The sequence below is a fragment of the Porphyrobacter sp. THAI-01a genome (genome assembly GCF_056868655.1).
In genome coordinates, this window is sequence record NZ_CP180579.1 from 2,008,134 (window position 1) to 2,031,000 (window position 22,867).

Genomic DNA, 22,867 nt, shown 5'->3' on the forward strand with positions numbered 1-22,867 from the left:
AAGATCAGGCTTCGGCGTCTTCCGCGGCCGGCTCTTCGGCGACCACGTCTTCGGCCGGGGGCTCGGCCATCGCGCCGAAATCGCTCGACACGTCGGCCTGGAACTTGCCCTTGCCGGCGAGCGCGGCTTCACCGACCGCCTGGCAGTAGAGGCGCACCGCGCGGCTCGCATCGTCGTTGCCCGGGACCGGGAAGGCGATGCCGTTGGGATCGACGTTGGTGTCGAGGATCGCGATCACCGGGATGCCGAGCACGTTGGCTTCCTTGATCGCGAGGTCTTCCTTGTTGGCGTCGATCACGAACATCACGTCCGGGATGCCGCCCATGTCGCGGATGCCGCCGAGCGACATTTCCAGCTTCTCGCGCTCGCGGGTGAGCTGGAGGACTTCCTTCTTGGTGAAGCCCGAGGTGTCGCCCGAGAGCATTTCTTCCAGCGACTTGAGACGACGGATCGAGCCCGAGATGGTCTTCCAGTTGGTGAGCATCCCGCCCAGCCAGCGGTGGTTGACGAAGTGCTGGCCCGACATGCGCGCAGCTTCCGCGATCGGCTCCTGCGCCTGACGCTTGGTGCCGACGAACAGCACCTTGCCGCCCGAACGCACGGTGGCTTCCACGAAGTCCAGAGCGCGCGCGAAGAGCGGCACGGTCTGCGACAGGTCGATGATGTGAACCCCGTTGCGCGCGCCGAAGATGTACGGCTTCATGCGCGGGTTCCAGCGGTGGGTCTGGTGGCCGAAGTGGGCACCGGCCTCGATCAATTGCTGCATGGTGACGACGGGAGCCGCCATAGTCATTTCCTTTCCGGTTGTTCCTCTGGAAGGCTGGAACCGCGCTGGCGGAGATCCCGCCGCGGCACCGGTATGTGCGCCTTCCATGCGAATTTGCCGACCGGCCGGACCTCGTGCCCGAGCCGGGGCGAGCGGGCCCTTAGCCGCCTTGCGCCGCGAAATCCAGCCCCGATTGCCGGGTCGCGCAAGATTCCGTTTCGGCGGCCGGGAAAATGACGCTTGACAGGCTAGAACATGTAGGGAACAAGGCAGAGGAACAAAGAACGAACGATTAACCGTCGGACGAATCGGAGACCCGCCATGCTCGCGCTTGCCATCACCGCCCTGTTCACCTTCGCCGCGCTCGTCGCCGCCGCGGTCATTGCCGACAGCCTGGTGAAGGCGCGCGCGGCCTATCTGCGGCTGCTGCGCGAGGGCGAGGTGCTGCGGGCCGGCTTTGCGCTCAAGGCGGCGGCGGTCGAGATGAGCCTGCGGCCCGCCCCGCGCCCGGCGGTCGGGCGGGCTATGGCCGCGCGGCGTCCGGCGCTTGCGGCGGCACAGCCGCGGCCGCGAGCGCATCGAGCCTGCGTCGCCGCTTGATCCGGGCATATTTGACGAGGCCCCAGGGCATCAGCGCGAGATAGACCGTGCTGATCGCCGCCAGCGTCCACCACGGCTCGAGCAGCAGCGCGGCGAAGGCCAGGCCGATGAAGGCGATCAGCGGCAGGCGGACCGAACGGCGCGGGCGCAGCGAGGCCCAGCTCAGCGTCGGCAGGTTGGAGATCATCAGGATCGCGATCAGCGTCAGCCACACGACCATCAGCACCGGATCGCGGAAGAAACCGATCCCGGTCTCGTGCCACAGGTAGAAGGGCGTGAAAGCCAGCCCCGCCCCGACCGGCGCGGGAACGCCAGTGAGAAAGCCCGCCGATTTGTGCGGCTGATCGTCGACGTCGATGCGGGCGTTGAAGCGCGCCAGCCGGAGCGCGCAGCAGATTGCGAAGGCGAGCGCCGCGAACCAGCCGAACCGCTCCCAGTCCTGCAGCGACCACAGGAACAGGATGAGCGCCGGGGCGACGCCAAAAGACAGCGAATCCGCAAGGCTGTCGAGCTCGGCACCGAAGCGCGATTGCGCGTTCAGCAGCCGCGCGATGCGCCCGTCGATCCCGTCGAGCACGCCCGCCAGCACGACCAGCCCGATCGCGAAGGTCCACTGTGCGTCGATCGCGAAGCGGATGCCGGTAAGGCCCGAGCACAGCGCCGCCGCGGTGACCGCGTTGGGCAGCATCGCCCGCAGCGTCAGCCCCCCGCCGCGCAGATCGCCTGCGCGCAGCTCGTCCTGATCCTCGTCCTCGGCCGCCTTGGGGCCGAGCCGCGCCGGCAGGAAGCGCGCGCCCGGAAGCCGGCGCACCCCGCGCCCGCGTGCCGGGGCCTTGCGCGGCGGGCGGCTCATTGCGCGATGCCCTCGATGAGGCAGCGTTCGCCGATCTCGGCGATCACCGTCTCGCCCGCGATCACCGTCTGGCCGATCATCACCCGGGGGTCGGTGCCCGCGGGGAGATAGACATCGACCCGGCTGCCGAAGCGGATCAGCCCGACGCGCTGGCCCTTGGCGAGGATGTCGCCCGGCTTGACGAAGGGCACGATCCGCCGCGCCACCAGCCCCGCGATCTGGGTGAAGCCAATGCGCAGCCCGTCGGTTCGCTCGACCAGCAAATGCTGGCGCTCGTTCTCCTCGCTCGCCTTGTCGAGCTCGGCATTGATGAAGCGGCCCGGGATGTAGACCACCCGCCGCACCGTCCCGCCCACGGGCGTGCGGTTGATGTGGACATCGGCCACGCTCATGAAGATCGAGACCCGCGTCACCGGCCCCGCCGGCAGGCCGGGAAAGCCCGAGCCGTCATCGATCTGGAGTTCCAGCGGCGGTTCGACCTCGGTGATCAGCGTCACCCGGCCATCGGCGGGCGAAAGGATCGCGGTGTCGCTCTGCGGCACGACGCGTTCGGGATCGCGGAAGAAGGCGAAGACACCGGCCGAGAGCACCAGCATCGGCCAGCCCAGCAGCTCCCACCCCAGCACGAGCAGCACAAACAGGCTCGCGGCCAGCGCGATCAGGCCGAACCTGCGCCCTTCCGGGTGGATTGCGGGCCAATCCCAGCCCGCCTCGCCGCGGCCCTTGTTATCGACGATTTCGCCTGCCATCGGCTATGACTTCTAGGCAGACGCGCCGGCGCCCGCAAGCGACACCACCCTAACCTGCTTTGCGCACGAAGACCGTGCCGGCCGAATAGCCTGCCCCGAAGGAGCAGATGAGTCCGGTGTCACCGGCGGCAAGATCCTCGCAATGCTGGTGAAAGGCGATGATCGAGCCCGCGCTCGAGGTGTTGCCATAGGTGTCGAGCACGGTCGGGCTTTCGTCCTCCGAAGCCTCGTGGCCGAGCACCTTGTGCGCGATCAGACGGTTCATTCCCGCGTTGGCCTGATGCAGCCACAGGCGCCTGAGCGCCGCCGGATCGATTCCCAGCCGCCCGGCCTCGTCCACGATCATCTGCGCGACCATCGGGACGACTTCCTTGAAGACCTTGCGGCCCTCCTGCACGAACAGCTTGTCGGCCTTGCCCTCGCCCTCGGGCGCGGCGCGGTTGAGGAAGCCGAAATTGTTGCGGATGTTGTTCGAGAACACCGTCTTCAGCTTCGTGCCGAGGATCTCCCAGTGCGCCGCCGGAGCGATGGCGGCATCTTCGACCAGCACCGCGGTCGCCACGTCGCCGAAGATGAAGTGGCTGTCGCGGTCGCGCCAGTTGAGGTGGCCCGAGGTGATCTCCGGGCTGACCACCAGCACCGACCGCGCGTTGCCGGCGCGGATGTAGTCGGCGGCCGTCTGGATGCCGAAGGTCGCCGAGGAGCAGGCGACGTTCATGTCGAAGCCGAAGCCCTCGATGCCGAGCGCCTGCTGGATCTCGATCGCCATCGCCGGATAGGCGCGCTGCATGTTCGATGCGGCGCACAGCACGGCGTCGACATCCTCGGGCTTGCGACCGGCGCGCTCCAGCGCCTGCTTCGCGGCGGCGACGCCGATCTCGGCCATCACCGACAACTCGTCGTTCGGCCGCTCGGGCAGGCGCGGACACATGATGTCGGGGTCGAGGATCGCGGCCTTGCTCATCACGTGGCGCGCCTTGATCCCGCTCGCCTTCTCGATGAACTCGACCGAGGAATAGGCCAGCGGCTCGGCGTCCCCGGCCGCGATGGCATCGGCGTTGGCCGCGTTGTGGAGATCGACGAAGGCGTTGAAGCTGGCGACCAGCTCTTCGTTGGTGATGCTCTCGGCCGGGGTGAACAGTCCGGTGGCGGAGATGACGGGGCGTCCGGTGAGCGACACTTGCGATTCCTGCATGGAACTCTCTGGCTTGCGAAGGGCGCGGCCTTACTGCGCGCCGCCGCCCCCCGCAAGGCCCCGCACCGCCGCTGTCCGCACGATGCGCGGCGCGCAGGTCAGGCGCTCTCCGCCTGCGCCTCGCCCATCACCTCGCGCAGCAGCGGATTGGGGAAGGTGCGGGCGATGGTGACGGCATGGAACTCCTCCGTCAGCCCGGGCAGCTGGGCGAGCTCGTAGAGCGTGCCGCTCGCCAGCTCGTCGCGCACCACGATCGGCGGGATCACCGCCACCCCGGCATCCGAGCGCGCGAGCAGGCGCAGCATCGCCATGTCGTCGGCCTCGGCGGCGATGCGCGGGACGATGCCGAGCTGCTCGATCAGCGCGTCGAACCCGGCGCGCAGCTGCGTCTCGGGCGTGGGCAGGATCAGCGGCGCGCGGGTCAGGAGGACGGGCAGGCCCTGCGCCGCCAGCGCCAGCCGGCTGCGTGCGCCGACGAGGCTCACCGGCTGCTCGGCTATGCGCCGGACGAGATAGGGGCTGGCGGCATCGCGCGCGGGGACCTGGTTCGTCAGCAGCACGTCGATCCTGAGCGCGTCGAGCGCCCGCAGCAGGCTGGCCAGCGTGCCCGAGCGCAGCACCACCTCGACATCGTCGCGGCCCAGCAGCGGCGCGAGGAAACCCATCTGGAAGTTGCGCGAGAGCGTGGCGAGCGCGCCGATGCGCAGCACCTTCCTCTGCCCGCCGACCGCGCGGAAGGTCGCCTGGAGCTGTTCGGAGGCGCGGAAGATCTGGTCGGCATAGTCGAGCGCGATCCGCCCCGCCTCGGTCAGCACGAGATTGCGGCCGCGCCGCTCGAACAGGTCGTGGCCGAGATCGGCCTCGAGCGCCTTGATCTGGGTCGAGACCGCGCTCTGCGAGATGTTAAGCGCCTTGGCGGCAGCGGTCAGGGTGCCCTCGCGCGCGGTGGCGCGGAACAGGCGCAAGTGATGCAGATTGAGGCTCGCCATGGTCGATTTCCCGCCTGATCGTTCGTTCATGCCGAACGTTTCAGCGCAAAATATGTATTTTCTTTAATTTCGTCCACCCCCTATCCCGACGGCATCCGCAAACCTCTCGCTGCCGGAGTGCCCGTCCATGCCCGACGCCCTCGCCATCTCGATGCTCGCGCCGCTGGCGCTCGTGCCGGTCATCCTGCTTGCCCTCGCCCGCCCGGGCAAGCGCCCCGGCAGCCTGCCGCGCTGGTCGGAAGGTGCGGCCTTCGCCAGCTTCGCCATCGCGCTCGCGGGGCTCGCCCAGGCAGCTGTCGTCTCCTCCCCAGGTCTTTCGCTGCTGGACGGGCCTTTCGCGCTCGGCCTGCGCAGCGACCTCGTCGCCGCCAGCATGGCGAGCCTCGTCGGCTTCATCGGCTGGATCGTGATGCGCTACAGCCGCACCTATCTCGACGGCGAGGCGCGCGAGGGCGCCTTCCACGGGCTGATGCTGACCACGCTCGCCGCAGTGCTGGTGTTCGTGCAGGCGGGAACCCTCCCCACGCTGGTCATCGCCACCTTCGCGGTTGGCCTGACGCTCAAGCAGCTGCTGCTGTTCTATCCCGACCGCCCCGAGGCGCAGCGCGCCGCGACCAAGTTTTCGCGCGTCTGGTTCGCCGGAGACGTGATGCTCGCCTGCGCCGCCGGGCTGCTCTACGCGAAGTTCGGCACCCTCGACGTGACCGCGCTTCCCGCTGCCGCGACCGCCACCGACCTCGACTTTGCCGGCACGCTCGGCATCGCCGCGATCGTCGCGGCGGCCGCATTGAAGACCGCCGCCTTCCCGCTCCACGGCTGGCTGACCGAGGTGATGGAGGCCCCCACCCCCGTCTCCGCGCTGCTCCACGCCGGGATCATCAACTCGGGCGGCGTCCTGCTGATCACCGCCGCCGGCCTCGTCCAGCAGAGCACCGGGGCGATGGCAGCGCTGGTGATGATCGGCGGCTTCACCGCGCTGTTCGGCGCTGCCGTCATGCTCACCCAGAGCGCGATCAAGACCGCGCTTGCCTGGTCGACGGTCTCGCAGATGGGCTTCATGCTGCTCCAGTGCGGCCTCGGCCTGTGGACGCTCGCGCTGCTCCACATCGTCGCCCACTCGCTCTACAAGGCCCACGCCTTCCTCTCCTCCGGGAACGCGGTCGCCGAGGTCGCCAGCATCCGCCGCCCCGGCCCGGTCGCGGTGCCGAGCGTCGCTGCGGTGCTCAAGAGCTTCGCCCTCGCGCTGGCGATCTTCGCCGCCATCGCCGCCGGCTTCACCTTCGCCTTCGGCCCCAAGTCCCCGCAGGCGCTGGCGCTGGGCGCGATCCTGATCTTCGGGGTGGCCTACCTCGTCGCACAGGGCCTCGCCGGCCGTGCTCCGGCCGCGCTCACCACCCGCACCATCACCGCCGCTCTGGCCGCCGCGGTGGGCTACTTCACCTTCCAGACCATTGCCCAGGGCATCTGGGGCCCGCTGCTGCCCGCCGCACCCGCCCCGACCGAGCTCGAATGGGCGCTGCTGGTGATCGCGGTGGCGAGCTTCGGCCTCGTCGCCTTCGCCCAGGCGCTGTTCCCGCTCTGGGCGCACCACCCGGCGACCGCGGGCCTGCGCGTCCACCTCGCCAACGGCCTTTACATGAACGCCCTGCTCGACCGCGCGATCGGCGGCTTCCGCACCACAACCACCCGCTGACGAACGCTACCATCGGAGACAACGCCATGCTGATGAACCACGCCGACATCGCCCCGGCCCGCTTCTCGGCGGTGCTCGAAGCCGCCGAAGCCGCCGGGCGCATGGTTCCGCCCGCCTTCCCGCTCGACGCCACCGTGGCGGTCAACCCCTTCCTTGGCCAGACCGGGGAGGACCTCGCCACCGCCGCCGCGCGGCTCGCCCGGGTCGCCGGGGTGCGCGTGACGCGGACCGGCGCGGACTATGCCGCCGCCATCACCGAGGGCCGGATCAGCCCCGACGACCTCGCGGAGGCTTTCGCCGCCTGCAACTCGCCGCTCAAGCCGAGCAGCACGCTGGCCCTGCGCGAACTGGCCCGGCAACTGGGCGACGGCCCCACCCCGCGCGCCCTGCCGACGGTCGCCGATCTCGCCGCGCAGGCGACCGGGATCGACTGGCCGGCGCTGATCGACAAGTGCATCGGGCTGTGGGCCGCCGGGCACTTCGACCGCGGACAGGCGCTGTGGAGCCCGGCCCCCGGCGCCGAGGCCTTCGCCGCCTGGCGGGCCTGGGCGATGCATGACCTCACCCCCGAGATCGCCGGTCTCAAGGGCTTCTGCGCCCATGTCGCCTGCGCGCCCGACACCACCGAGCGCGCGATCCTCTCGGCCGCCGAGACCCTCGGCATTTCCGAGGCCGCCGCGCCGACCGCCTTCCACCGCCTCGCCATGAGCCTCGGCGGCTGGGCGCAGCACGCGCGCTGGCTGCTGTGGCAGGCGGAACTGGTGGGCGACACCGACCGCACCCTCATGGACCTCCTCGCGATCCGCCTGATCTGGGACGAGGCGCTGCTGGTCCAGACCCCCGCCATCGCCGAGCAGTGGGCCGCCACCGTCGCCGCCCACGCCGCGCCGGTCGCGCCGACGGCCGAGGACGTCGCGCTTGCCATCCTCCAGGATGCCGCCGACCGCGGCCACCAGCGCCGCCTCGCCGCCGCGCTGGACGGCGCCGCGCTGGCCGACGAGACCCGCCCCTTCCTCCAGGCTGCCTTCTGCATCGACGTGCGCTCGGAGGTGTTCCGCCGCGCGCTGGAAAGCGTCGACCCCTCGATCGCCACCATCGGCTTTGCTGGCTTTTTCGGCCTGCCGCTGGCGCACCACGCCCACGGCTCGGACATCCTCGAGGCGCGCCTGCCGGTGCTGCTCAACCCGGCGATCACCACCACCAGCGCGGGCGATCCGGCCAGGGACCAGGCCGACCGCATCGCCGCCCGCGGGGCGCGCGCATGGGGTCGCTTCCGCCAGGCGGCGGTCTCCTCCTTCGCCTTCGTGGAGGCGGCGGGGCCAGTCTATGCGGTCAAGCTGGTCAAGTCGGCGCTGGGCTTCACCCCCAAGCCGAAGGCCGAACCCGCTCCCGAAGTCATCGGCGGCATGAGCGCCGAGGCCAAGGCCGACACCGGTGCGGCCGTGCTCAAGGCGATGAGCCTGACGAAGGGCCACGGCGAGATCGTCCTGCTGCTCGGCCACGGCGGCAACGTCACCAACAATCCGCACGAGAGCGCCTATCACTGCGGCGCCTGCGGGGGCTACACCGGCGAGGTCTCGGCCCGCCTGCTGGCGATCCTGCTCAACGATCCCGAGACCCGCGCAGGCCTCGCCGCACGCGGGGTCGAGGTGGCCGAGGACACGCTGTTCGTCGCGGGTCTCCACGACACCACGACCGATGCGATCACGATCTACGAGGACGGCCTGCCCGCCGGCCGCGCCGGCGACCTCGCCAAGGTGCGCACCATGCTCGCACAGGCGGCCAAGATCGCCCGGGCCGAGCGCGCGCTGCGCATCCCCGGTGCGCGCGGCGAAAGCCTTCCGGCGCGCGCCCAGAACTGGGCCGAGATCCGCCCGGAATGGGGCCTTGCCGGCTGCGCCGCCTTCATCGCCGCCCCGCGCGCTGCGACTGCGGGCCGCGACCTCGGGGGCCGCGCCTTCCTCCATTCCTACGACTGGCAGGCGGACGAGGGCTTCGGCACGCTCGAACTCATCATCACCGCGCCGGTGGTGGTGGCGAGCTGGATCAGCCTGCAATATTACGGCTCGTCGGTCGCGCCCGAGATGTTCGGCGGCGGCAACAAGCTGATCCACAACGTCGTCGGCGGGATCGGGGTGATCGAGGGCAATGGCGGCCGCCTGCGCGCCGGGCTTCCCTGGCAGGCGGTCCACGACGGCGAGGCGCTCCAGCACGAGCCGCTGCGCCTCAGCGTGATGATCGAGGCCCCGCGCGAGCAGATGCTGGCGATCCTCGAGAAGCACCCGAGCGTGCGCGCGCTGTTCGACAATGGCTGGCTGCACCTCTTCGCCCTGAAGGACGGCAAGGTCGATGCACGCTATCTGCCCGGCCTCGCCTTCGCCGAGGCGACCGAACACAGCCTCGCCGCGTGACCGGATAGCCCGGCGGGTCGCAACGCTGGTGGCACCGCCCGCACCGCCCCCGCGGTGCGGGCGGTTTGCGTTCGGGTTCATCACGGGAACCGCCCGAAGGTGCTTTCGACCGGAAGGGAAGTGGTGGACAGGGCTGGATTCGAACCAGCGTACGCTTGCACGGGCAGATTTACAGTCTGCTGCCTTTAACCACTCGGCCACCTGTCCACACAGTCCCCTGTCGTCAGGGGGGCGTCCCGGGCCTCATGAGGCCCTGAAATCGTGCGAGTCCCGCTTGGGGCCTGCCGCCGAGAGGCGCCCCTTTGGCGAAGCGTCGCTTGCCTGTCAATGGCCCTGCTGGCAGGGGGCGGTCTGGAATGGCCCAGCCGGGGAACGATGATGAGCAAAGGTGAAAGAAAGCGCGCCCTCAGGGGCCGTGCGGGACGCATGAAGGGCGGGCGCGGTTCGGGCCGGGCCTCGAGCGGGCAGGTGCGCCTGTGGGGCCGCCACGCGGTCGAGGCGGCGCTGAAGAACCCCGAGCGGTCCCACCGCAAGCTGTGGGCGACGCGCGAGGGAATCGACAGCCTCGACGGCGAACTGCCGGCCGACTTCCCGGTCGAATATGCTGACGGCGCCGATCTCGCCCGCCTCGTCGCCAAGGACGCGCCGCATCAGGGGCTGGTGCTGGAATGCGCCCCGCTCGAGGACGTGTTCCTCGACGAGGTCGCGCTGGGCGAGGCGGCGCATCCGATCGTGGTGCTCGACCAGGTCACCGATCCGCACAATGTCGGCGCGATCCTGCGCTCGGCGGCGGCCTTCGGGGCGGCGGCGATCGTGACGCAGGATCGCCACGCCCCGCCCGAGGGCGGCGTGCTGGCCAAGGCGGCATCGGGCGCGCTCGAGACCGTGCCGTGGGTGCGGGTCGTCAACCTTGCCCGCGCGCTCGAGGAGCTGGCCGATGCCGGTTACTGGCGCATCGGGCTGGCGGGCGAGGCCGAGGCGGTGCTGGCCGACATCATGCCCACCGGCCCGCTGGCGATCGTGCTCGGCGCCGAGGGCGAGGGCCTCAGGCACAACATCGCCGCACATTGCGACGTGCTGGCAAAGCTGCCGATCTCCTCTGCGATCGAGAGCCTCAACGTCTCGAACGCGGCGGCGATTGCGCTTTATGCGACGGCGACGCGGGGGTAAGCTCGCGGCATAGGGAGGGGAAGCCATGACCATATCGACCACCATCCGCCTGCGCGCCGCGGCGCTGCTTTCAGGGCTCGCGCTGGCGCTTGCCGGGTGCTTCATGTCGCCGGGCAAGTTCACGTCCGAGCTCGCGCTGACCGGGCTGGACAGCTTCACCTTCAGCTACGAGGGCGAGATCTTCTTCCTCGGCCTCTCCAAGCTGGCGCAGATGGGCGCGGCGGCGGAGGAGGCCTTCACGCCCTCCGAATGCTACAGCGACGAGACCTTCGAGCCGCGCGAATGCACGAAGGAAGAACTCGACGCGCAGCGCGCCGAATGGGACGCCGGAGCGGCCGAGCGCGCGGCCAAGGCGAAGAAGGACGCCGAGACGATGAAGGCGATCATGGGCGGGATCGACCCGTCCGATCCCAAGGCCGCCGAACAGCTGGTCAGGCTGCTCGAACGCCAGAAGGGCTGGAACCGCGTGGTCCACAAGGGCGACGGGCTGTTCGAGGTGAGCTATGCCATCAGCGGCACGACGGGCCACGACTTCATGTTCCCGATGATCGAGGGCTTTCCGCCGCTCAATCCCTTCGTGCAGATGTTCCTGCGCGATGGCAGCCAGGCGCGGATCAATGCCCCCGGCTTCGCGATCCAGAACGGCGACAATCCGGTCGGCGGCATGATGGGCGGCATGGGCACGCTCGCCGGGCTTGCGGCGATCGGGGCTGCGCCAGAGGGCGATGCGGCGGACGGCGGGGCGACCGCGTTGCCTCCGGGCGTGCCGGTGCTCGAGGGCACCTTCACCATCCGCACCGGACCGGGCATGCGAATCCTCGCCAACAACACTGACGAAGGGCCCGAGACCGCGCCCGGCGGCGGCGAAGTGCTGCGTTGGAGCATCTCGCAGGCCACCACCCAGGCCCCCACTGCGCTGATCGCCACCGCCCGCTGAGGCCTGCGGGCCTGCGCAAAGAGAAACCCCGCCGGCCGCAAGGCCGACGGGGTTCGCTCTTTTTTCGGTAAGGCGGCGTCAGGCGCGGATCAGTTGACCGCGTCCTTGAGGCCCTTGCCAGCCTTGAACTTGGGCTGATTCGAAGCCTTGATCTTCATCGGCTCGCCGGTGCGCGGGTTGCGCCCGGTCGAGGCCTTGCGCTTGGCGACCGAGAAGGTGCCGAAGCCCACCAGTCGCACCTCGTCGCCGCCCGAAAGCGCCTTGGTGATCGCGTCGAACACGCTTTCGACGGCATTCGAAGCATCGTTCTTGGAAAGACCGCTTGCGTCGGCAACGGCGCTGATAAGGTCGTTCTTGTTCATCGGGGACCCCCTCGCTTCAGGATTTCGTTGTGTCGGTGAATCGCGCTTGTCGAAAGCCGGCAAATTGAGACCTTTTTGCTAGGCCTGTCAAAGGCAAATAGCCCGAGCGGGCTGCCCTTGAAAAAAGCCGTGCAACTTCCCGCGCCTAACTTGGGTTGGACACGGAAGCGGTCTGCACAAATGCGTCGTCGAAAAATGCGACCCTGCCGCGAATCGCGGCAAGCGAGGCCCTCTTAGCGTGTCAGTGGGCGGTTGGCACCTCTCCCGATGCGCCCGATGCACCCGAAGCGGAAGCAGTCGGCTGGCTGGCGAGATCGTCGGCCTCGGTCCATTCGATCGGTTCCAGCGGCTCGGTCAGCGCGCGGGCCAGAACCTCGTCGACGTGCGAGACCGGGATGATCTCCAGCCCTTCCCTGGCATTGGCGGGAATGTCGGCGAGGTCCTTGACGTTCTCCTCGGGGATGAGGACGGTCTTGATGCCGCCGCGAAGGGCCGCCAGCAGCTTCTCCTTGAGGCCGCCGATCGCCAGCACCCGGCCCCTGAGCGTGACCTCGCCGGTCATCGCCACATCGGGGCGCACCGCAACGCCGGTGAGGGTCGAAACGATCGAGGTGACCATGCCGATCCCCGCGCTCGGCCCGTCCTTGGGCACCGCGCCCTCGGGCAGGTGGATGTGGACGTTCTTTCGGTTGAACAGGCTTGGCTTGATCCCGTAGGCCGTGCTGCGCGCTTTCACGAAGCTGAAGGCGGCCTGGACGCTCTCGTTCATCACCTGCCCGAGCTTGCCGGTGGTCTTGATCTCGCCCTTGCCAGGCGTGGTGACGCTCTCGATGGTGAGCAGCTCGCCGCCGACCGAGGTCCACGCCAGCCCCGTCACCGCGCCGACCTGCGGCTCCTCCTCGGACACGCCGTGCTTGAAGCGGCGCACGCCGGAGAAGTCGCCGAGGTTCTCGGGCGTGATGGTGACGCTCTGCGCCTTGCCTTCGAGGATTTGCCGCAGGCTCTTGCGCGCCAGCTTGGCGATCTCGCGCTCGAGCGTGCGCACCCCCGCCTCGCGGGTGTAGTAGCGGATCAGGTCGCGCAGGGCCTCCTGCGTCAGGGTGAACTCGCCCTTCTTCAGCCCGTGCGCCTTGACCTGCTTTTCGATCAGGTGCCGTTCGGCGATCTCGACCTTCTCGTCCTCGGTGTAGCCCTCGAGCCGGATGATCTCCATGCGGTCGAGCAGCGGCTGGGGCAGGTTGAGGCTGTTCGCGGTGCACACGAACATGATGTCGGAAAGGTCGAGGTCCAGTTCCAGATAGTGATCCTGGAACTTGGCGTTCTGCTCGGGGTCGAGCACCTCGAGCAGCGCCGAGGCCGGATCGCCGCGGAAATCCTGGCCGAGCTTGTCGATCTCGTCGAGCAGGAACAGCGGGTTGGACGTGCCGGCCTTCTTGAGGTTGGCAACGATCTTGCCCGGCATCGAGCCAATGTAGGTACGCCGGTGGCCGCGGATCTCGGCCTCGTCGCGCACCCCGCCCAGGGACTGGCGCACGAATTCGCGGCCCGTCGCCTTGGCGATCGACTTACCGAGCGAGGTCTTGCCCACGCCCGGGGGGCCGACGAGGCACAGGATCGGGCCCTTCAGCTTGTTGGTGCGCGCCTGCACGGCCAGATATTCGACGATCCGGTCCTTTACCTTCTCGAGCGCGTAGTGATCGGCATCGAGCACCGCCTGCGCGCGCGCGATGTCCTTCTTGAGCTTCGACTTCTTGCCCCACGGCAGGCCGAGCAGCACGTCGAGATAGTTGCGGATGACGGTCGCCTCGGCGCTCATCGGCTGCATCGAGCGCAGCTTCTTCAGTTCCGCCTGCGCCTTGGCGCGGGCTTCCTTGGAAAGCTTGGCCTTCTCGATCTTCTCGGCGAGTTCGGCGATCTCGTTGCCCTCGCCGTCATCGCCGCCGCCCAGTTCCGACTGGATCGCCTTCAACTGCTCGTTGAGGTAATATTCGCGCTGGGTCTTCTCCATCTGGCGCTTCACGCGCCCGCGGATGCGGCGTTCGACCTGGAGGACGGACAGCTCGCCTTCCATGAAGGCCATGACGAGTTCGAGCCGCTTGAGCGGGCTCGCCTCGGTCAGCAGCGACTGCTTGTCGGCGACCTTGGCGCTGATCGCGGCGGCGATGGTGTCGGCGAGCTGGCCGGCATCATCGACCTCGCCGAGGTCGACGCCCGCATCCTCGCCCATCTTCTTGTTGAGCTTGACATATTCCCCGAACTGCTCGGTCACCTGCCGCATCAGCGCGGTAACCTCGCTGCCCGACACGGTCTCGGGCTCGATCGGCTCGACCTCGGCAAGGAGATACGTGCCCGTGTTCTCGAGCGCCGCCAACCGCGCGCGGGTCTTGCCCTCGACCAGCACGCGCACCGTGCCGTCGGGCAGCTTCAGCAGCTGGAGCACCTGCGCGATCACGCCGACATCGTAGAGGTCGTCGCCCTCGGGATCGTCGCAGCCCGGATCGAGCTGGGCGATGAGGACGATGTCCTTGGAGGCTTCCATCGCCGCCTCGAGCGCCGCGACCGACTTGTCGCGCCCGACGAAGAGGGGAACGACCATGCCGGGGAAAACGACGATGTCGCGCAGGGGAAGAAGGGGATAGGTCTGGGTCATGCCCGAGATATGGGAAGGGCCACGCGGTCCCGCAATGGGGCACAGAGGCTAGACTGTGGACGGTCGCCCCGCCCTGCCGAAAGCGGGCGGAGCGGTTCGCGGGGCTTTCCTACAGGCGTGCGGCGCGGCAGGGTGGTCGGGCTCTTTCCCATCGTCGGTTCGCTGGCACGCAGGCGAAAAACGCCGTGCACAGTGTCAACTTCGGTTTTGGCCCGAAAGCTTCTGAATTGGCTCGGGAATTCCTGTAGGATTGCGAAGTTTACAGTGTCAACTTTGTAAACTTCGCCCGGCCTCGGCCCTCACCCCAGACCGGGAAGGTTGAACCCGGGCGGCAGGCCCATCGAGCCCTGCATCTCGCGCATCTGCTGTTCCGAGACACGGTCGGCGCGGTCGCGGGCGTCGTTGAAGGCGGCCGCCACCAGGTCCTCGAGTATCTGCTTGTCGTCGGGCACCATCAGGCTGTCGTCGATCGACACGCCGAGGATGCGGCCCTTGGCGCTGGCGCGGACCTTGACGAGGCCGCCGCCCGCACTCCCCTCGACCTCGATCGAGTCGAGCTTCACCTGCATCTCGTTCATCTGCTTCTGGATGGTCTCGGCGGCCTTCTGGGCTGCGGCCATCATCTCTTCCATCGATTTCATCGCGGGGGGTCTCCTCAGTTCCACGGGGGGCTGCCGCCAGCAGCGGCACGGGGGGCGGTGCCGATCAGCTCGGCATCGGGGAAGGCCTCGAAGGCGGCCTTGACGAGCGGGTCGGAGCGGATGCGCGCATCCTCGGCCGCGGCGGCGGCCTCGGCGGCCTCGCGCAGGGAAGGCTGCGCTTCCCCGGTGCCGCGCTCGACCTGCCAGCGCTTGCCCGTCAGCCTGAACAGCGCCTCGCGGATATCGGGCGCGGGGTCGTCGGGGAAGCTGTCGGCCTGCTGGTAGACGAGGCGTTCGGGCCCGAGTTCGATCACCCGCACCCGGTCGCGCATGATCTGGGCGACGCGCAGCTGGCCCGAGGCATCGACCTCGTCGACCAGCGCGGCCCATGATCGGGCGGGCGCGGCGGCGACCGGGGCCGTGGCGGGCGCGCCGTCCGGTCCGGCGGGGGGGGCAGCGGCGATCCCGTTCGCGGCGAGTTCCTCGATCCGCTTTGCCAGCTTGCCCGGATCGGGCATTTGCGCGGCATGGAGGATGCGCAGCAGCGCCATCTGGAGCGAGACCAGCGGATCGGGGCCGGTGCGCACCTCGTCGTGGCCCTTGAGCAGCAGTTGCCACAGGCGGTGCAGTTCCCCCGCCCCCATCCGCGCGGCGAAATCGGCGAGCGCCCGGCGCTCGTCCTCGGCCGGGGCCTCGGGCTCGGCGCCCGAGACCTGCGCGAGGGTGATGCGGTGGACGAGGTCCATCAGCGCCCGCATCAGCGCGAGCGGCTCGACGCCGAGGGCATATTGCTCCTCGACCGCGGCGAGCAGCGCCCTGGCATCGCCTTCGAGCAGGTGCCCGAGCAACCGGCGCTGCGCGCTCTTGTCGGCGAGGCCGAGCATGTCGCGGACCCGGGAAGCCGCGACCTTGCCCTCGCCGTCGAGGTCGGCATGGGCGATCGCCTGGTCGAGGATCGAAAGGCCGTCGCGCACCGATCCCTCGGCGGCATTGGCGATGATCGAGAGCGCCTCGCCCTCCGCCTCGACACCTTCGAGGGCGCAGACCTTGGCGAAGTGTTCGGCGAGCAGACCCGCCGGGATGCGCCTCAAGTCGAAACGCTGGGTGCGGCTCAGCACCGTGACCGGCAGCTTGTCGACCTCGGTGGTGGCAAACAGGAACTTCACATGCGGCGGCGGCTCCTCAAGTGTCTTGAGCAAGGCGTTGAAAGCATTGCGGGACAACATGTGGACTTCGTCGATGATGTAGATCTTGTAGCGCGCCGAGACCGCGGCATACCGGACCTGCTCGATGATCTCGCGCACGTCGTCGACCCCGGTGTTGGAGGCCGCGTCCATCTCGATCACGTCGATGTGGCGGCCCTCGGCGATGGCGGTGCAGGGCTCGCACTGCCCACAAGGGTTGATCGTCGGCCCGCCCTGCCCGTCCGGCCCGACGCAGTTGAGCGCCTTGGCGATGAGGCGCGCGGTCGAGGTCTTGCCGACCCCGCGCACCCCGGTCATCAGGAAGGCGTGGGCCAGCCGGTCGCGGGCGATGGCATTGGCGAGGGTCCGCACCATCGCATCCTGCCCGATCAGCTCGGAGAAGGTCTGCGGCCGGTACTTGCGAGCGAGGACGCGGTAAGGCTGCGCGGCGCCCGGCTTCGGCGCGGGGGGCGTCGGTGCGGGCGCAGCTGCGGGCGCGGGCGCGGGATCGCCGAAAAGGGCGTTCTGCCCCGCAGCCTCGAGCTCGGCGAGGCTCGGACCCGTCTCTTCCTCGGGCAGTTCAGGATCGGAATCGCTCATCGCCTGCCATCTTAGGCCCGGCATCGCCCAATGTCGAAGACTTGCGGCCGGTCATCACCCGAACTTCGCGCGCGCCTCGCCCTTGACTCCGGTTGCAATTCGCAATTGAATTGAGCGCGAAGGGAGACCGTGATGAGCATCATTCCGGGCCGAATGACCGACAGCCATACCGGCCCTCTCGTGGTGTTCCTGATCGGCATGCGGATCAACCACTTCCACAAGATCGGCCGGTGGTGGCCCGTGTTCCGGGCGATGGGCCCGATGATCCGCGAACTCAGCCGCAATCCCGAGAGCGGCTTCCTCGGCACCGAGTTCGCCCTGTGCTCACCGCGCCAGATTCTCTTGCTGCAATACTGGCGCGATTTCGACAGCCTCGAGGCCTATGCCCGCAACCGCGACGCGCAGCACTGGCCGGCATGGACCGCCTTCAACCGCAGCATCGGCAATGACGGGACGGTGGGGATCTACCACGAGACGTACGTCGTCGCGGCCGGCGCGCACGAGACGGTCTATGGCAACATGCCGCCCTTCGGCCTCGGGCGCGTCAGCGGGCTGGTGCCGGCGACCGGATCGCGCAATGCGGCGCGCGAGCGGATGCGCGCAGGCTCCGGTGCAATTGCCGACGATGCGTGAGGAAGGAGCCGGGCGACCCGCCGCAATCCACCTGGGCTGCTGCCTTCCGGCCCTGACCCGGTGAGCGGACGCAAACGTCCACCCGACTCCCGGGTGGGCATATGGCGTCCGTCAGGCGAAACGTCAACTCAGCGGAAATTGTCCGCGTAGGCCTGGAGCTTCAACCGCCTCGGCGGCGTGGCGATCACGCGGGCCGGGATGCCGTATTTCTCGGCATAGGCCCGCGCCGCTTCCTTCGAAGGGAAGGTGAGCTTCACCTGCGACTGCGTGTCCGCGCTCCCGGTCCAGCCCATCAGCGGATCGGCGAAACGCGCCTCGGACTGCTCGAACTCCAGCACCCATTCATCGGTATGGGCCTTGCCGGACTGCATCGCGTGCTTGGGCTTCTGGTAGATACGTGCGCTCATGACCCGCCCCTTAAATCACGAATCGCTGCGGTTGAAGGCGTTTTTGGTCTTCATGCTCGGCTTTTCCAGCCACGGCTGATCGGGCCAGCGGTGCTTGGGATAGCGGCCCTTCATGTCCTTCACCACATCGCGCCAGCTGCCGCGCCAGAAGCCGGGAAGGTCGCGGGTCGACTGGATCGGGCGGCCCGCCGGGCTGGTGAGTTTGAGCAGCAGGGGGGTGCTGCCGATCATCGGCTGCGCGTCGAGCCCGAACAGGCCCTGCACCCTCACCTCGACACTCGGTGCGTCATCACCGGCATAGTCGATGGCGTGGCGCGTGTCTGCGGGCGAGGTGAAGTGGGTGGGCGCAGCCTTGTCGAGCGTGGCGCGGGCGTTCCAGTCCAGCATTCCCAGCGCGGCCTCGGCGAAGCGGTGCGGCGGCAGGTCGAGATCGCGGCGGCCCGACAGCAGCGGTGCGAGCCACTCGCCGGCGCGGGCGGACAGGGCCTCGGGCGAGAGCGCCTCCACCCCGGCGAAGCGGCCTCGGGCGAGAAAGCCTTCGGGCATGAGTTCCCCCAGCTTCTCCAGCGCTTTTTCCACGAGGATATCCACAAGCAGCGCCGGATCTGGCGCAGGCTCGGGCACGCTTGCCAGAACGATCGCCCCGAGCCGCCGTTCGCGCCGGGCCTCGACCCGGTTCTTTTCATTGTTCCAGCGGGTTGTGACACGCTCCTGAAGTTCGTTCGCGAACAGGGCGGCGATCCGATCGGGTGCGAGTTCGGCCCCGGCGGTGATGCGCGCGCCCTTGGCCTGCCCCTGGGCATCGCCGATCACGATCCACTCGGCGCGGGCAATCGGCGAGGCGGGGTCGAGGATATAGCCCCTCCCCCCGGCGCTGATCCAGCTCTCGCCCGAGGGGTCGCGGCGGCGGGCGACGAAATCGGGACGGGCGAGCGCGAGGGCTTCGGCGGCGTCCTTCGCGGGGCTTTCGCCGATCACACCCGCCAGCTTGGCCGCCTGCCCTGCCCAGCCCCTCGCAATCCCAGCCGCAGCGCTGCTGCGCGGCGCGCGGTCACTGCGCCAGCGGGCGAGGCGCTGCATCAGGTCCTCGCCCCGTCCGCCGAGCCCGCGTTCCTGGAGCAGCATCACCAGACGCGCGGCATCCTCGCCCACGCCGGCGGCGGAGCCGTGGAGAACGGCGGCAGCCTGGTCGGGGGCCATCGGCAGGCTCGCGACGGCTTGCCCGAGCGGCGTGATCCGCCCGCCTGCGTCGAGCGCGCCCAGCGCCTCCAGCGCGCGCCGCGCTGCCACGACGGAAGCCTCCGGCGGCGGATCGAGCCACGGCAGGGAAGCCGGATCGGCAGTGCCCCATTTCGCCAGCCGGAGCAGCAAAGGGGCAAGGTCGGCCTGCATGATCTCGGCCGGCGCGAATTCGGGCCGACCGGCATGTCCCGCCTCCTCCCAGAGCCGATAGGCGACCCCGGGCCCCTGCCGCGCCGCGCGCCCGGCCCGCTGCGCCGCCGAGGCCTGTGAGGCGCGGCGGGTGACGAGGTGCGTGGTCCCCGCCGCGCGGTCGAACTCGGCTAGGCGGGCGAGACCGGAATCGACCACCACGCTCACCCCGTCCAATGTCAGCGAGGTTTCGGCAATCGCGGTCGCAAGGACGATGCGCCGCCGCCCTTCGGGATCGCGCCGGATCGCGGCGCGCTGGGCAGCGGGTTCGACCTGTCCGTGCAGGGCATGGATCGGCACATCTGACAAGCGCGGCTCCAACCGCTCGCGCACCCGCTCGATCTCGCGCACGCCGGGGAGGAAGGCGAGAATGTCGCCCGCCTCCTCGCGCCACGCGGTGAGGATGGCACCGGCCATGCGATCCTCGATGCCTTGCGAGGCATCGCCGCCAAGCCATTTGATCGTCAGGGGAAAACTGCGCCCCTCGCTTTCGATCACGGCCGCGCCCTCGCCCAGCAGCCGGGCGAAGCGCGCGCCGTCGATGGTGGCCGACATCACCAGCACGCGCAGGTCCTCGCGCAGTACGGCGCGGGTCTCCAATGCCAGCGCGAGGCCGAGATCGCTGTCGAGCGCGCGCTCGTGCGCCTCGTCGAAGAGCAGCGCCGAGACGCCGGGCAATTCCGGATCCTCCACCAGCCGGTTCACGAGGATCGCCTCGGTTACGACGAGTATCCGGGTGCGCGCGGAGGTTTTGCTGTCGAGCCGGGTCATGTAGCCGACCGTCTCGCCGGGCTTCTCGCCGAGCATCTCGGCCATGCGCTCGGCGGCGGCGCGGGCGGCGACGCGGCGGGGCGAGGTGAGGATGATTTGGCCGGTGCACCACGCATCGCCCAGCAGGTCGGGAGCGACCGCAGTGGTCTTCCCCGCCCCCGGCGGCGCGATCAGCACGGCGGCCCCCGCCCCGGCCAACGCGGCGCGGATCTGCGGCAGGACGGCGTGGATGGGAAGGTCGGGCTTCACGCCCCGCCCGATAGCCTGCTCAATGCCCCCGCGCGACCGCGAATTGCGCGGCTTCGGCCATCGCCGCACGGGCCTTGCCGTCGGGGAAGATCGAGATCGCGTCGATGGCGCGGTGCGCGAAATGGCGTGCCCGTTCGCGGGTGTCCTCGACCGCGTTGTGCCGGCCGATCAGCCCGATCGCATGGGCGAGGTCCGCGTCGGAGGTGCGGTGGCCGAGGATCGCGTCCCTCCAGAACCGGCGTTCGTCCTCGGTGCCGCGGGCATAGGCGAGGATCACCGGCAGGGTCATCTTGCCCTCGCGGAAATCGTCGCCCTGGTCCTTGCCCATCTCGGCGGCATCGGAATCGTAGTCGATCGCATCGTCGACCAACTGGAAGGCGACCCCGAGATTGCGCCCGTAGGCCTCGAGCGCGCGCTCCTGCTCCTCTGAGCATTCCGCCACCACCGCGCTGATCTGGCTGGCGGCGGCGAACAGGGCGGCGGTCTTGGCGCCGATGATGTGGAGGTATTGTTCCTCGCTCGTGGTGATCTGGCGCTGGGCGGAGAGCTGCGAGACCTCCCCTTCGGCGATCACCGCGCTCGCGCGGCTGAGGATCGAGAGGACGCGCAGGGACCCGTCCTCGGTCATCAGTTCGAAGGCGCGGGAAAACAGGAAATCGCCGACCAGCACGGTCGCGGGATTGCCGAAGATGATGTTGGCCGCCGCCTTGCCGCGCCGCAGTTCGCTGCCGTCGACCACGTCGTCGTGGAGCAGCGTGGCGGTGTGGATGAACTCGACGGCCGCGGCCAGCTTGTGGTGACGCGTGCCCTTGTAGCCGACCAGTTCCGCGCCCGCGAGCGTCAGCATCGGCCGCAGCCGCTTTCCGCCGCCCGAAATGAGGTGCCCGGCGAGGCGCGGGATGAGCGGGATCTCGCTCTGCATCCTCTCGAGGATGACGGCGTTGACCGAGTTCATGCCCGCTGCCGTGAGCGACAGCATGGGATCGAGTGTCGGTGCCTTGCGCGGCAGGGGAATGATGTCGGCACTCATGCTGGCCAAGGCTCTAGGGCGGCCCCAGCGTGCTTGGCAAGCGCAGAATTGCTGCTAATCCTGCGCGCCATGGCGCACGATCCGCAACACTCCGGCGCACCCGATCCGGTGCTCGCGGCCTTCCGCAAGAGCATCGACAACATCGATGCGGCGCTGATCCACATGCTCGCCGAGCGGTTCCGGATCACGCAGGCCGTTGGCGCATACAAGGCGAAGGCCACCCTTCCCCCTGCCGATCCCGACCGCGAGGCCCGCCAGATCGCGCGGCTGAGGAAGCTGTCGGAAGAGGCCGATCTCGACCCCGAATTCTCCGAGAAGTTCCTGCGGTTCATCATCGACGAAGTGATCCGCCATCACGAGCGCGCGCAGGCGGGCTGAGGCGCGTCAGGGCGTCTCGTCCTGCGGCTCGCTGGGCGGAAAAGTGGGCGGAGGCGGCGGCGCGGCCTGATCGCGCAAGCTTTCGAGCAGTTCGGCGCGCTCGCGCAGTATCCGAGCCTGGTTGCGGGTCAGGCGGTCGGTCTCTCCATTGCCCAGCAGGATGCGCCGCCCGCGCCCGTCATAGCCAAGCGGCGCACCGAGACACGTGGCGTCGCGGCCCAGTTCCTCGTCGCATTGCGGGCCGATACCGGTGCGGTCGAGAACCGGCACCGCATAGGGATTGTTGAAGACGGTGCGCTGGCCCGCTTGCGGGTCGGGACTGGCGCAGCCGGTCATTGCGAGCGCCGCAATGATCATGCTGCACTTTGCCGTCGCCATGTCCCGGACCTCCCGCATGCGATGCTTTTTCAGTGGCTTGCCAGCTGTGAACCGCGGGTGAACCGGAGATGCCGAGCGGGGGCACGCGGGCCCGTTGCCGAGCAAGCGTGCCCCCGTGCAGGAGACGAGGCGTTCCACCAGACCGCCTCGCTCTCGCTGCCTGCGCGCGCTCCATCGGGGTGGCAGGCCTGCGGGGCGCAAGGCCTGCCAGAGCGGCACGCCGGATCTGCGTGTCAGCCGCGCGGGCGGCGCACACGCGGCGGGCGGGTGCCTTGGGCGCGACTGCGCGAGACGGAGCTGTTCACCTGGCGATTGGCCCGGGTGGTGGCACGGCTGCGCGAGCCGATCACCTCGCCAGCCGGATTGGTGACGTTCTGGCTCGCCTGCGAGTTGCCCTGGCCGTCGCGGCTGCGGCTGCCTGCAACACCATAGCTCTGCCCCCTCGCATCCATGGTGGTGCCTTCGAAGGTCGACCCGTTCTCGGTCCGCGTGCGCTCGCCGGCGAAGCTTCGCGAATTGCCGCGCGGGCCGGTCTGAACGACATCGAGGGTGGCGCCCGTTTCGGTTCGCTGGCGCACCGCGCTGGTGGTGGCGGTGTTTACGGTGGCGGTGCTGGTCACGCTGCGGTCCCGCGTGGCGGTGCCGGTGTCGGGGTTGACGGTGGTGGTCCGGACGGCGCTGACGTTGGGACCTTCGTAAGTCTTCGTGGGGCTCTGTTCCTGCGCGGCAAGAGGCGCGGCGAAGGCCAGGGCGGTCAGCGAGGCGAGCATCAGGCGGGTCTTGAACATGG

The 22,867-nt window shown here is 69.3% G+C and carries 21 protein-coding genes, 1 tRNA gene and 1 other RNA gene; 7 read left to right on the forward strand and 16 right to left on the reverse strand.

Features of this window, described 5'->3' with window-relative positions; translation table 11 throughout:
* Nucleotides 1-4: 4 nt before the first annotated feature.
* Nucleotides 5-787 carry a 30S ribosomal protein S2 gene (gene rpsB / locus ACMX37_RS09765; protein WP_088913913.1) on the reverse strand — a complete coding sequence of 261 codons (783 nt, stop codon included), beginning with the start codon at nucleotides 785-787 and terminating at the stop codon, nucleotides 5-7.
* Nucleotides 788-1,087: 300 nt separating this feature from the next.
* Here rpsB and ACMX37_RS09770 point away from each other — a divergent pair, with 300 nt between their 5' ends.
* Entirely contained in the window at nucleotides 1,088-1,366 is a 279-nt protein-coding gene (locus ACMX37_RS09770; RefSeq protein ID WP_483145741.1) for a hypothetical protein, read from the forward strand.
* Here ACMX37_RS09770 and pssA read toward each other — a convergent pair.
* The 4 genes from pssA to ACMX37_RS09790 form a co-directional block, all read right to left on the reverse strand.
* Nucleotides 1,290-2,219: a CDP-diacylglycerol--serine O-phosphatidyltransferase gene (gene pssA / locus ACMX37_RS09775; protein ID WP_483145742.1), complete on the reverse strand. Its 930-nt coding sequence runs from the start codon at nucleotides 2,217-2,219 to the stop codon at nucleotides 1,290-1,292. The genes ACMX37_RS09770 and pssA overlap by 77 nt on opposite strands.
* Complete coding sequence (locus ACMX37_RS09780; protein WP_483145743.1) at nucleotides 2,216-2,968, reverse strand: phosphatidylserine decarboxylase; 753 nt, start codon at nucleotides 2,966-2,968, stop codon at nucleotides 2,216-2,218. Before ACMX37_RS09780 ends, pssA begins: the two co-directional genes overlap by 4 nt.
* A gap of 49 nt (nucleotides 2,969-3,017) precedes the next feature.
* Complete coding sequence (locus ACMX37_RS09785) at nucleotides 3,018-4,163, reverse strand: beta-ketoacyl-ACP synthase III (protein ID WP_483145744.1); 1,146 nt, start codon at nucleotides 4,161-4,163, stop codon at nucleotides 3,018-3,020.
* A 98-nt stretch (nucleotides 4,164-4,261) separates the two neighbouring features.
* Nucleotides 4,262-5,182 (reverse strand): LysR family transcriptional regulator, encoded by a 921-nt coding sequence (locus ACMX37_RS09790; RefSeq protein WP_483145745.1) that lies wholly within the window; start codon nucleotides 5,180-5,182, stop codon nucleotides 4,262-4,264.
* 97 nt (nucleotides 5,183-5,279) lie between these two features.
* Between ACMX37_RS09790 and ACMX37_RS09795 the strand changes: the two genes are divergently transcribed.
* Nucleotides 5,280-6,845 carry a proton-conducting transporter transmembrane domain-containing protein gene (locus ACMX37_RS09795; protein WP_483145746.1) on the forward strand — a complete coding sequence of 522 codons (1,566 nt, stop codon included), beginning with the start codon at nucleotides 5,280-5,282 and terminating at the stop codon, nucleotides 6,843-6,845.
* A gap of 32 nt (nucleotides 6,846-6,877) precedes the next feature.
* A complete protein-coding gene (locus ACMX37_RS09800; RefSeq protein WP_483145747.1) occupies nucleotides 6,878-9,256 on the forward strand; it encodes a YbcC family protein in 2,379 nt (792 codons plus the stop codon).
* Between the two features lie 121 nt (nucleotides 9,257-9,377).
* Here ACMX37_RS09800 and ACMX37_RS09805 read toward each other — a convergent pair.
* Nucleotides 9,378-9,463: transfer RNA gene (locus ACMX37_RS09805), tRNA-Tyr, on the reverse strand.
* 171 nt (nucleotides 9,464-9,634) lie between these two features.
* On the opposite strand from ACMX37_RS09805, the gene rlmB reads away from it, so the two are divergent.
* Nucleotides 9,635-10,426 (forward strand): 23S rRNA (guanosine(2251)-2'-O)-methyltransferase RlmB, encoded by a 792-nt coding sequence (gene rlmB / locus ACMX37_RS09810; protein WP_483145748.1) that lies wholly within the window; start codon nucleotides 9,635-9,637, stop codon nucleotides 10,424-10,426.
* A gap of 25 nt (nucleotides 10,427-10,451) precedes the next feature.
* Complete coding sequence (locus ACMX37_RS09815; protein ID WP_483145749.1) at nucleotides 10,452-11,363, forward strand: hypothetical protein; 912 nt, start codon at nucleotides 10,452-10,454, stop codon at nucleotides 11,361-11,363.
* 89 nt (nucleotides 11,364-11,452) lie between these two features.
* Here ACMX37_RS09815 and ACMX37_RS09820 read toward each other — a convergent pair whose 3' ends face one another.
* The 4 genes from ACMX37_RS09820 to ACMX37_RS09835 form a co-directional block, all read right to left on the reverse strand.
* On the reverse strand, nucleotides 11,453-11,725 hold the full coding sequence (locus ACMX37_RS09820; protein WP_086740315.1) for an HU family DNA-binding protein: 273 nt from the start codon (nucleotides 11,723-11,725) through the stop codon (nucleotides 11,453-11,455).
* A gap of 241 nt (nucleotides 11,726-11,966) precedes the next feature.
* A complete protein-coding gene (lon, locus tag ACMX37_RS09825; RefSeq protein ID WP_483145750.1) occupies nucleotides 11,967-14,375 on the reverse strand; it encodes an endopeptidase La in 2,409 nt (802 codons plus the stop codon).
* Between the two features lie 299 nt (nucleotides 14,376-14,674).
* The gene (locus ACMX37_RS09830) at nucleotides 14,675-15,016 is read right to left on the reverse strand and encodes a YbaB/EbfC family nucleoid-associated protein (RefSeq protein WP_483145751.1); all 342 of its coding nucleotides are present in this window, start codon (nucleotides 15,014-15,016) and stop codon (nucleotides 14,675-14,677) included.
* 14 nt (nucleotides 15,017-15,030) lie between these two features.
* Complete coding sequence (locus ACMX37_RS09835) at nucleotides 15,031-16,800, reverse strand: DNA polymerase III subunit gamma/tau (protein ID WP_483145752.1); 1,770 nt, start codon at nucleotides 16,798-16,800, stop codon at nucleotides 15,031-15,033.
* Nucleotides 16,801-16,932: 132 nt separating this feature from the next.
* Here ACMX37_RS09835 and ACMX37_RS09840 point away from each other — a divergent pair, with 132 nt between their 5' ends.
* Complete coding sequence (locus ACMX37_RS09840) at nucleotides 16,933-17,433, forward strand: DUF4188 domain-containing protein (protein WP_483145753.1); 501 nt, start codon at nucleotides 16,933-16,935, stop codon at nucleotides 17,431-17,433.
* Here the strand turns inward: ACMX37_RS09840 and ffs are convergent.
* The 4 genes from ffs to ACMX37_RS09860 form a co-directional block, all read right to left on the reverse strand.
* An RNA gene (gene ffs, locus ACMX37_RS09845) (signal recognition particle sRNA small type) lies at nucleotides 17,432-17,526 on the reverse strand. The genes ACMX37_RS09840 and ffs overlap by 2 nt on opposite strands.
* 35 nt (nucleotides 17,527-17,561) lie before the next feature.
* Nucleotides 17,562-17,840, reverse strand: a complete 279-nt coding sequence (locus ACMX37_RS09850; RefSeq protein ID WP_483145754.1) for an ETC complex I subunit — start codon at nucleotides 17,838-17,840, stop codon at nucleotides 17,562-17,564.
* A 15-nt stretch (nucleotides 17,841-17,855) separates the two neighbouring features.
* Entirely contained in the window at nucleotides 17,856-20,291 is a 2,436-nt protein-coding gene (hrpB, locus tag ACMX37_RS09855; RefSeq protein WP_483145755.1) for an ATP-dependent helicase HrpB, read from the reverse strand.
* Nucleotides 20,292-20,310: 19 nt separating this feature from the next.
* Complete coding sequence (locus tag ACMX37_RS09860) at nucleotides 20,311-21,321, reverse strand: polyprenyl synthetase family protein (protein WP_483145756.1); 1,011 nt, start codon at nucleotides 21,319-21,321, stop codon at nucleotides 20,311-20,313.
* 69 nt (nucleotides 21,322-21,390) lie between these two features.
* Here ACMX37_RS09860 and ACMX37_RS09865 point away from each other — a divergent pair, with 69 nt between their 5' ends.
* Nucleotides 21,391-21,699, forward strand: a complete 309-nt coding sequence (locus ACMX37_RS09865) for a chorismate mutase (protein ID WP_483145757.1) — start codon at nucleotides 21,391-21,393, stop codon at nucleotides 21,697-21,699.
* A 6-nt stretch (nucleotides 21,700-21,705) separates the two neighbouring features.
* Here ACMX37_RS09865 and ACMX37_RS09870 read toward each other — a convergent pair whose 3' ends face one another.
* Nucleotides 21,706-22,077, reverse strand: a complete 372-nt coding sequence (locus ACMX37_RS09870; protein ID WP_483145758.1) for a hypothetical protein — start codon at nucleotides 22,075-22,077, stop codon at nucleotides 21,706-21,708.
* Nucleotides 22,078-22,310: 233 nt separating this feature from the next.
* Nucleotides 22,311-22,865, reverse strand: coding sequence for a hypothetical protein (locus ACMX37_RS09875; protein WP_483145759.1), 555 nt, complete (start codon nucleotides 22,863-22,865; stop codon nucleotides 22,311-22,313).
* Between the last annotated feature and the right edge of the window lie 2 nt (nucleotides 22,866-22,867).

Excerpts from the sequence above, each read along its gene's own strand:
- ACMX37_RS09780 (WP_483145743.1), bottom strand. The coding sequence starts at position 2,968 with ATGGCAGGCGAAATCGTCGATAACAAGGGCCGCGGCGAGGCGGGCTGG.
- ACMX37_RS09840 (WP_483145753.1), top strand. The coding sequence starts at position 16,933 with ATGAGCATCATTCCGGGCCGAATGACCGACAGCCATACCGGCCCTCTC.
- rlmB (WP_483145748.1), top strand. The coding sequence starts at position 9,635 with ATGAGCAAAGGTGAAAGAAAGCGCGCCCTCAGGGGCCGTGCGGGACGC.
- ACMX37_RS09815 (WP_483145749.1), top strand. The coding sequence starts at position 10,452 with ATGACCATATCGACCACCATCCGCCTGCGCGCCGCGGCGCTGCTTTCA.
- ACMX37_RS09830 (WP_483145751.1), bottom strand. The coding sequence starts at position 15,016 with ATGAAATCGATGGAAGAGATGATGGCCGCAGCCCAGAAGGCCGCCGAG.
- pssA (WP_483145742.1), bottom strand. The coding sequence starts at position 2,219 with ATGAGCCGCCCGCCGCGCAAGGCCCCGGCACGCGGGCGCGGGGTGCGC.
- ACMX37_RS09790 (WP_483145745.1), bottom strand. The coding sequence starts at position 5,182 with ATGAACGAACGATCAGGCGGGAAATCGACCATGGCGAGCCTCAATCTG.
- lon (WP_483145750.1), bottom strand. The coding sequence starts at position 14,375 with ATGACCCAGACCTATCCCCTTCTTCCCCTGCGCGACATCGTCGTTTTC.
- ACMX37_RS09800 (WP_483145747.1), top strand. The coding sequence starts at position 6,878 with ATGAACCACGCCGACATCGCCCCGGCCCGCTTCTCGGCGGTGCTCGAA.
- ACMX37_RS09795 (WP_483145746.1), top strand. The coding sequence starts at position 5,280 with ATGCCCGACGCCCTCGCCATCTCGATGCTCGCGCCGCTGGCGCTCGTG.
- ACMX37_RS09820 (WP_086740315.1), bottom strand. The coding sequence starts at position 11,725 with ATGAACAAGAACGACCTTATCAGCGCCGTTGCCGACGCAAGCGGTCTT.
- rpsB (WP_088913913.1), bottom strand. The coding sequence starts at position 787 with ATGGCGGCTCCCGTCGTCACCATGCAGCAATTGATCGAGGCCGGTGCC.
- ACMX37_RS09850 (WP_483145754.1), bottom strand. The coding sequence starts at position 17,840 with ATGAGCGCACGTATCTACCAGAAGCCCAAGCACGCGATGCAGTCCGGC.
- ACMX37_RS09870 (WP_483145758.1), bottom strand. The coding sequence starts at position 22,077 with ATGGCGACGGCAAAGTGCAGCATGATCATTGCGGCGCTCGCAATGACC.
- ACMX37_RS09835 (WP_483145752.1), bottom strand. The coding sequence starts at position 16,800 with ATGAGCGATTCCGATCCTGAACTGCCCGAGGAAGAGACGGGTCCGAGC.
- ACMX37_RS09875 (WP_483145759.1), bottom strand. The coding sequence starts at position 22,865 with ATGTTCAAGACCCGCCTGATGCTCGCCTCGCTGACCGCCCTGGCCTTC.
- ACMX37_RS09785 (WP_483145744.1), bottom strand. The coding sequence starts at position 4,163 with ATGCAGGAATCGCAAGTGTCGCTCACCGGACGCCCCGTCATCTCCGCC.
- ACMX37_RS09865 (WP_483145757.1), top strand. The coding sequence starts at position 21,391 with ATGGCGCACGATCCGCAACACTCCGGCGCACCCGATCCGGTGCTCGCG.
- ACMX37_RS09770 (WP_483145741.1), top strand. The coding sequence starts at position 1,088 with ATGCTCGCGCTTGCCATCACCGCCCTGTTCACCTTCGCCGCGCTCGTC.
- ACMX37_RS09860 (WP_483145756.1), bottom strand. The coding sequence starts at position 21,321 with ATGAGTGCCGACATCATTCCCCTGCCGCGCAAGGCACCGACACTCGAT.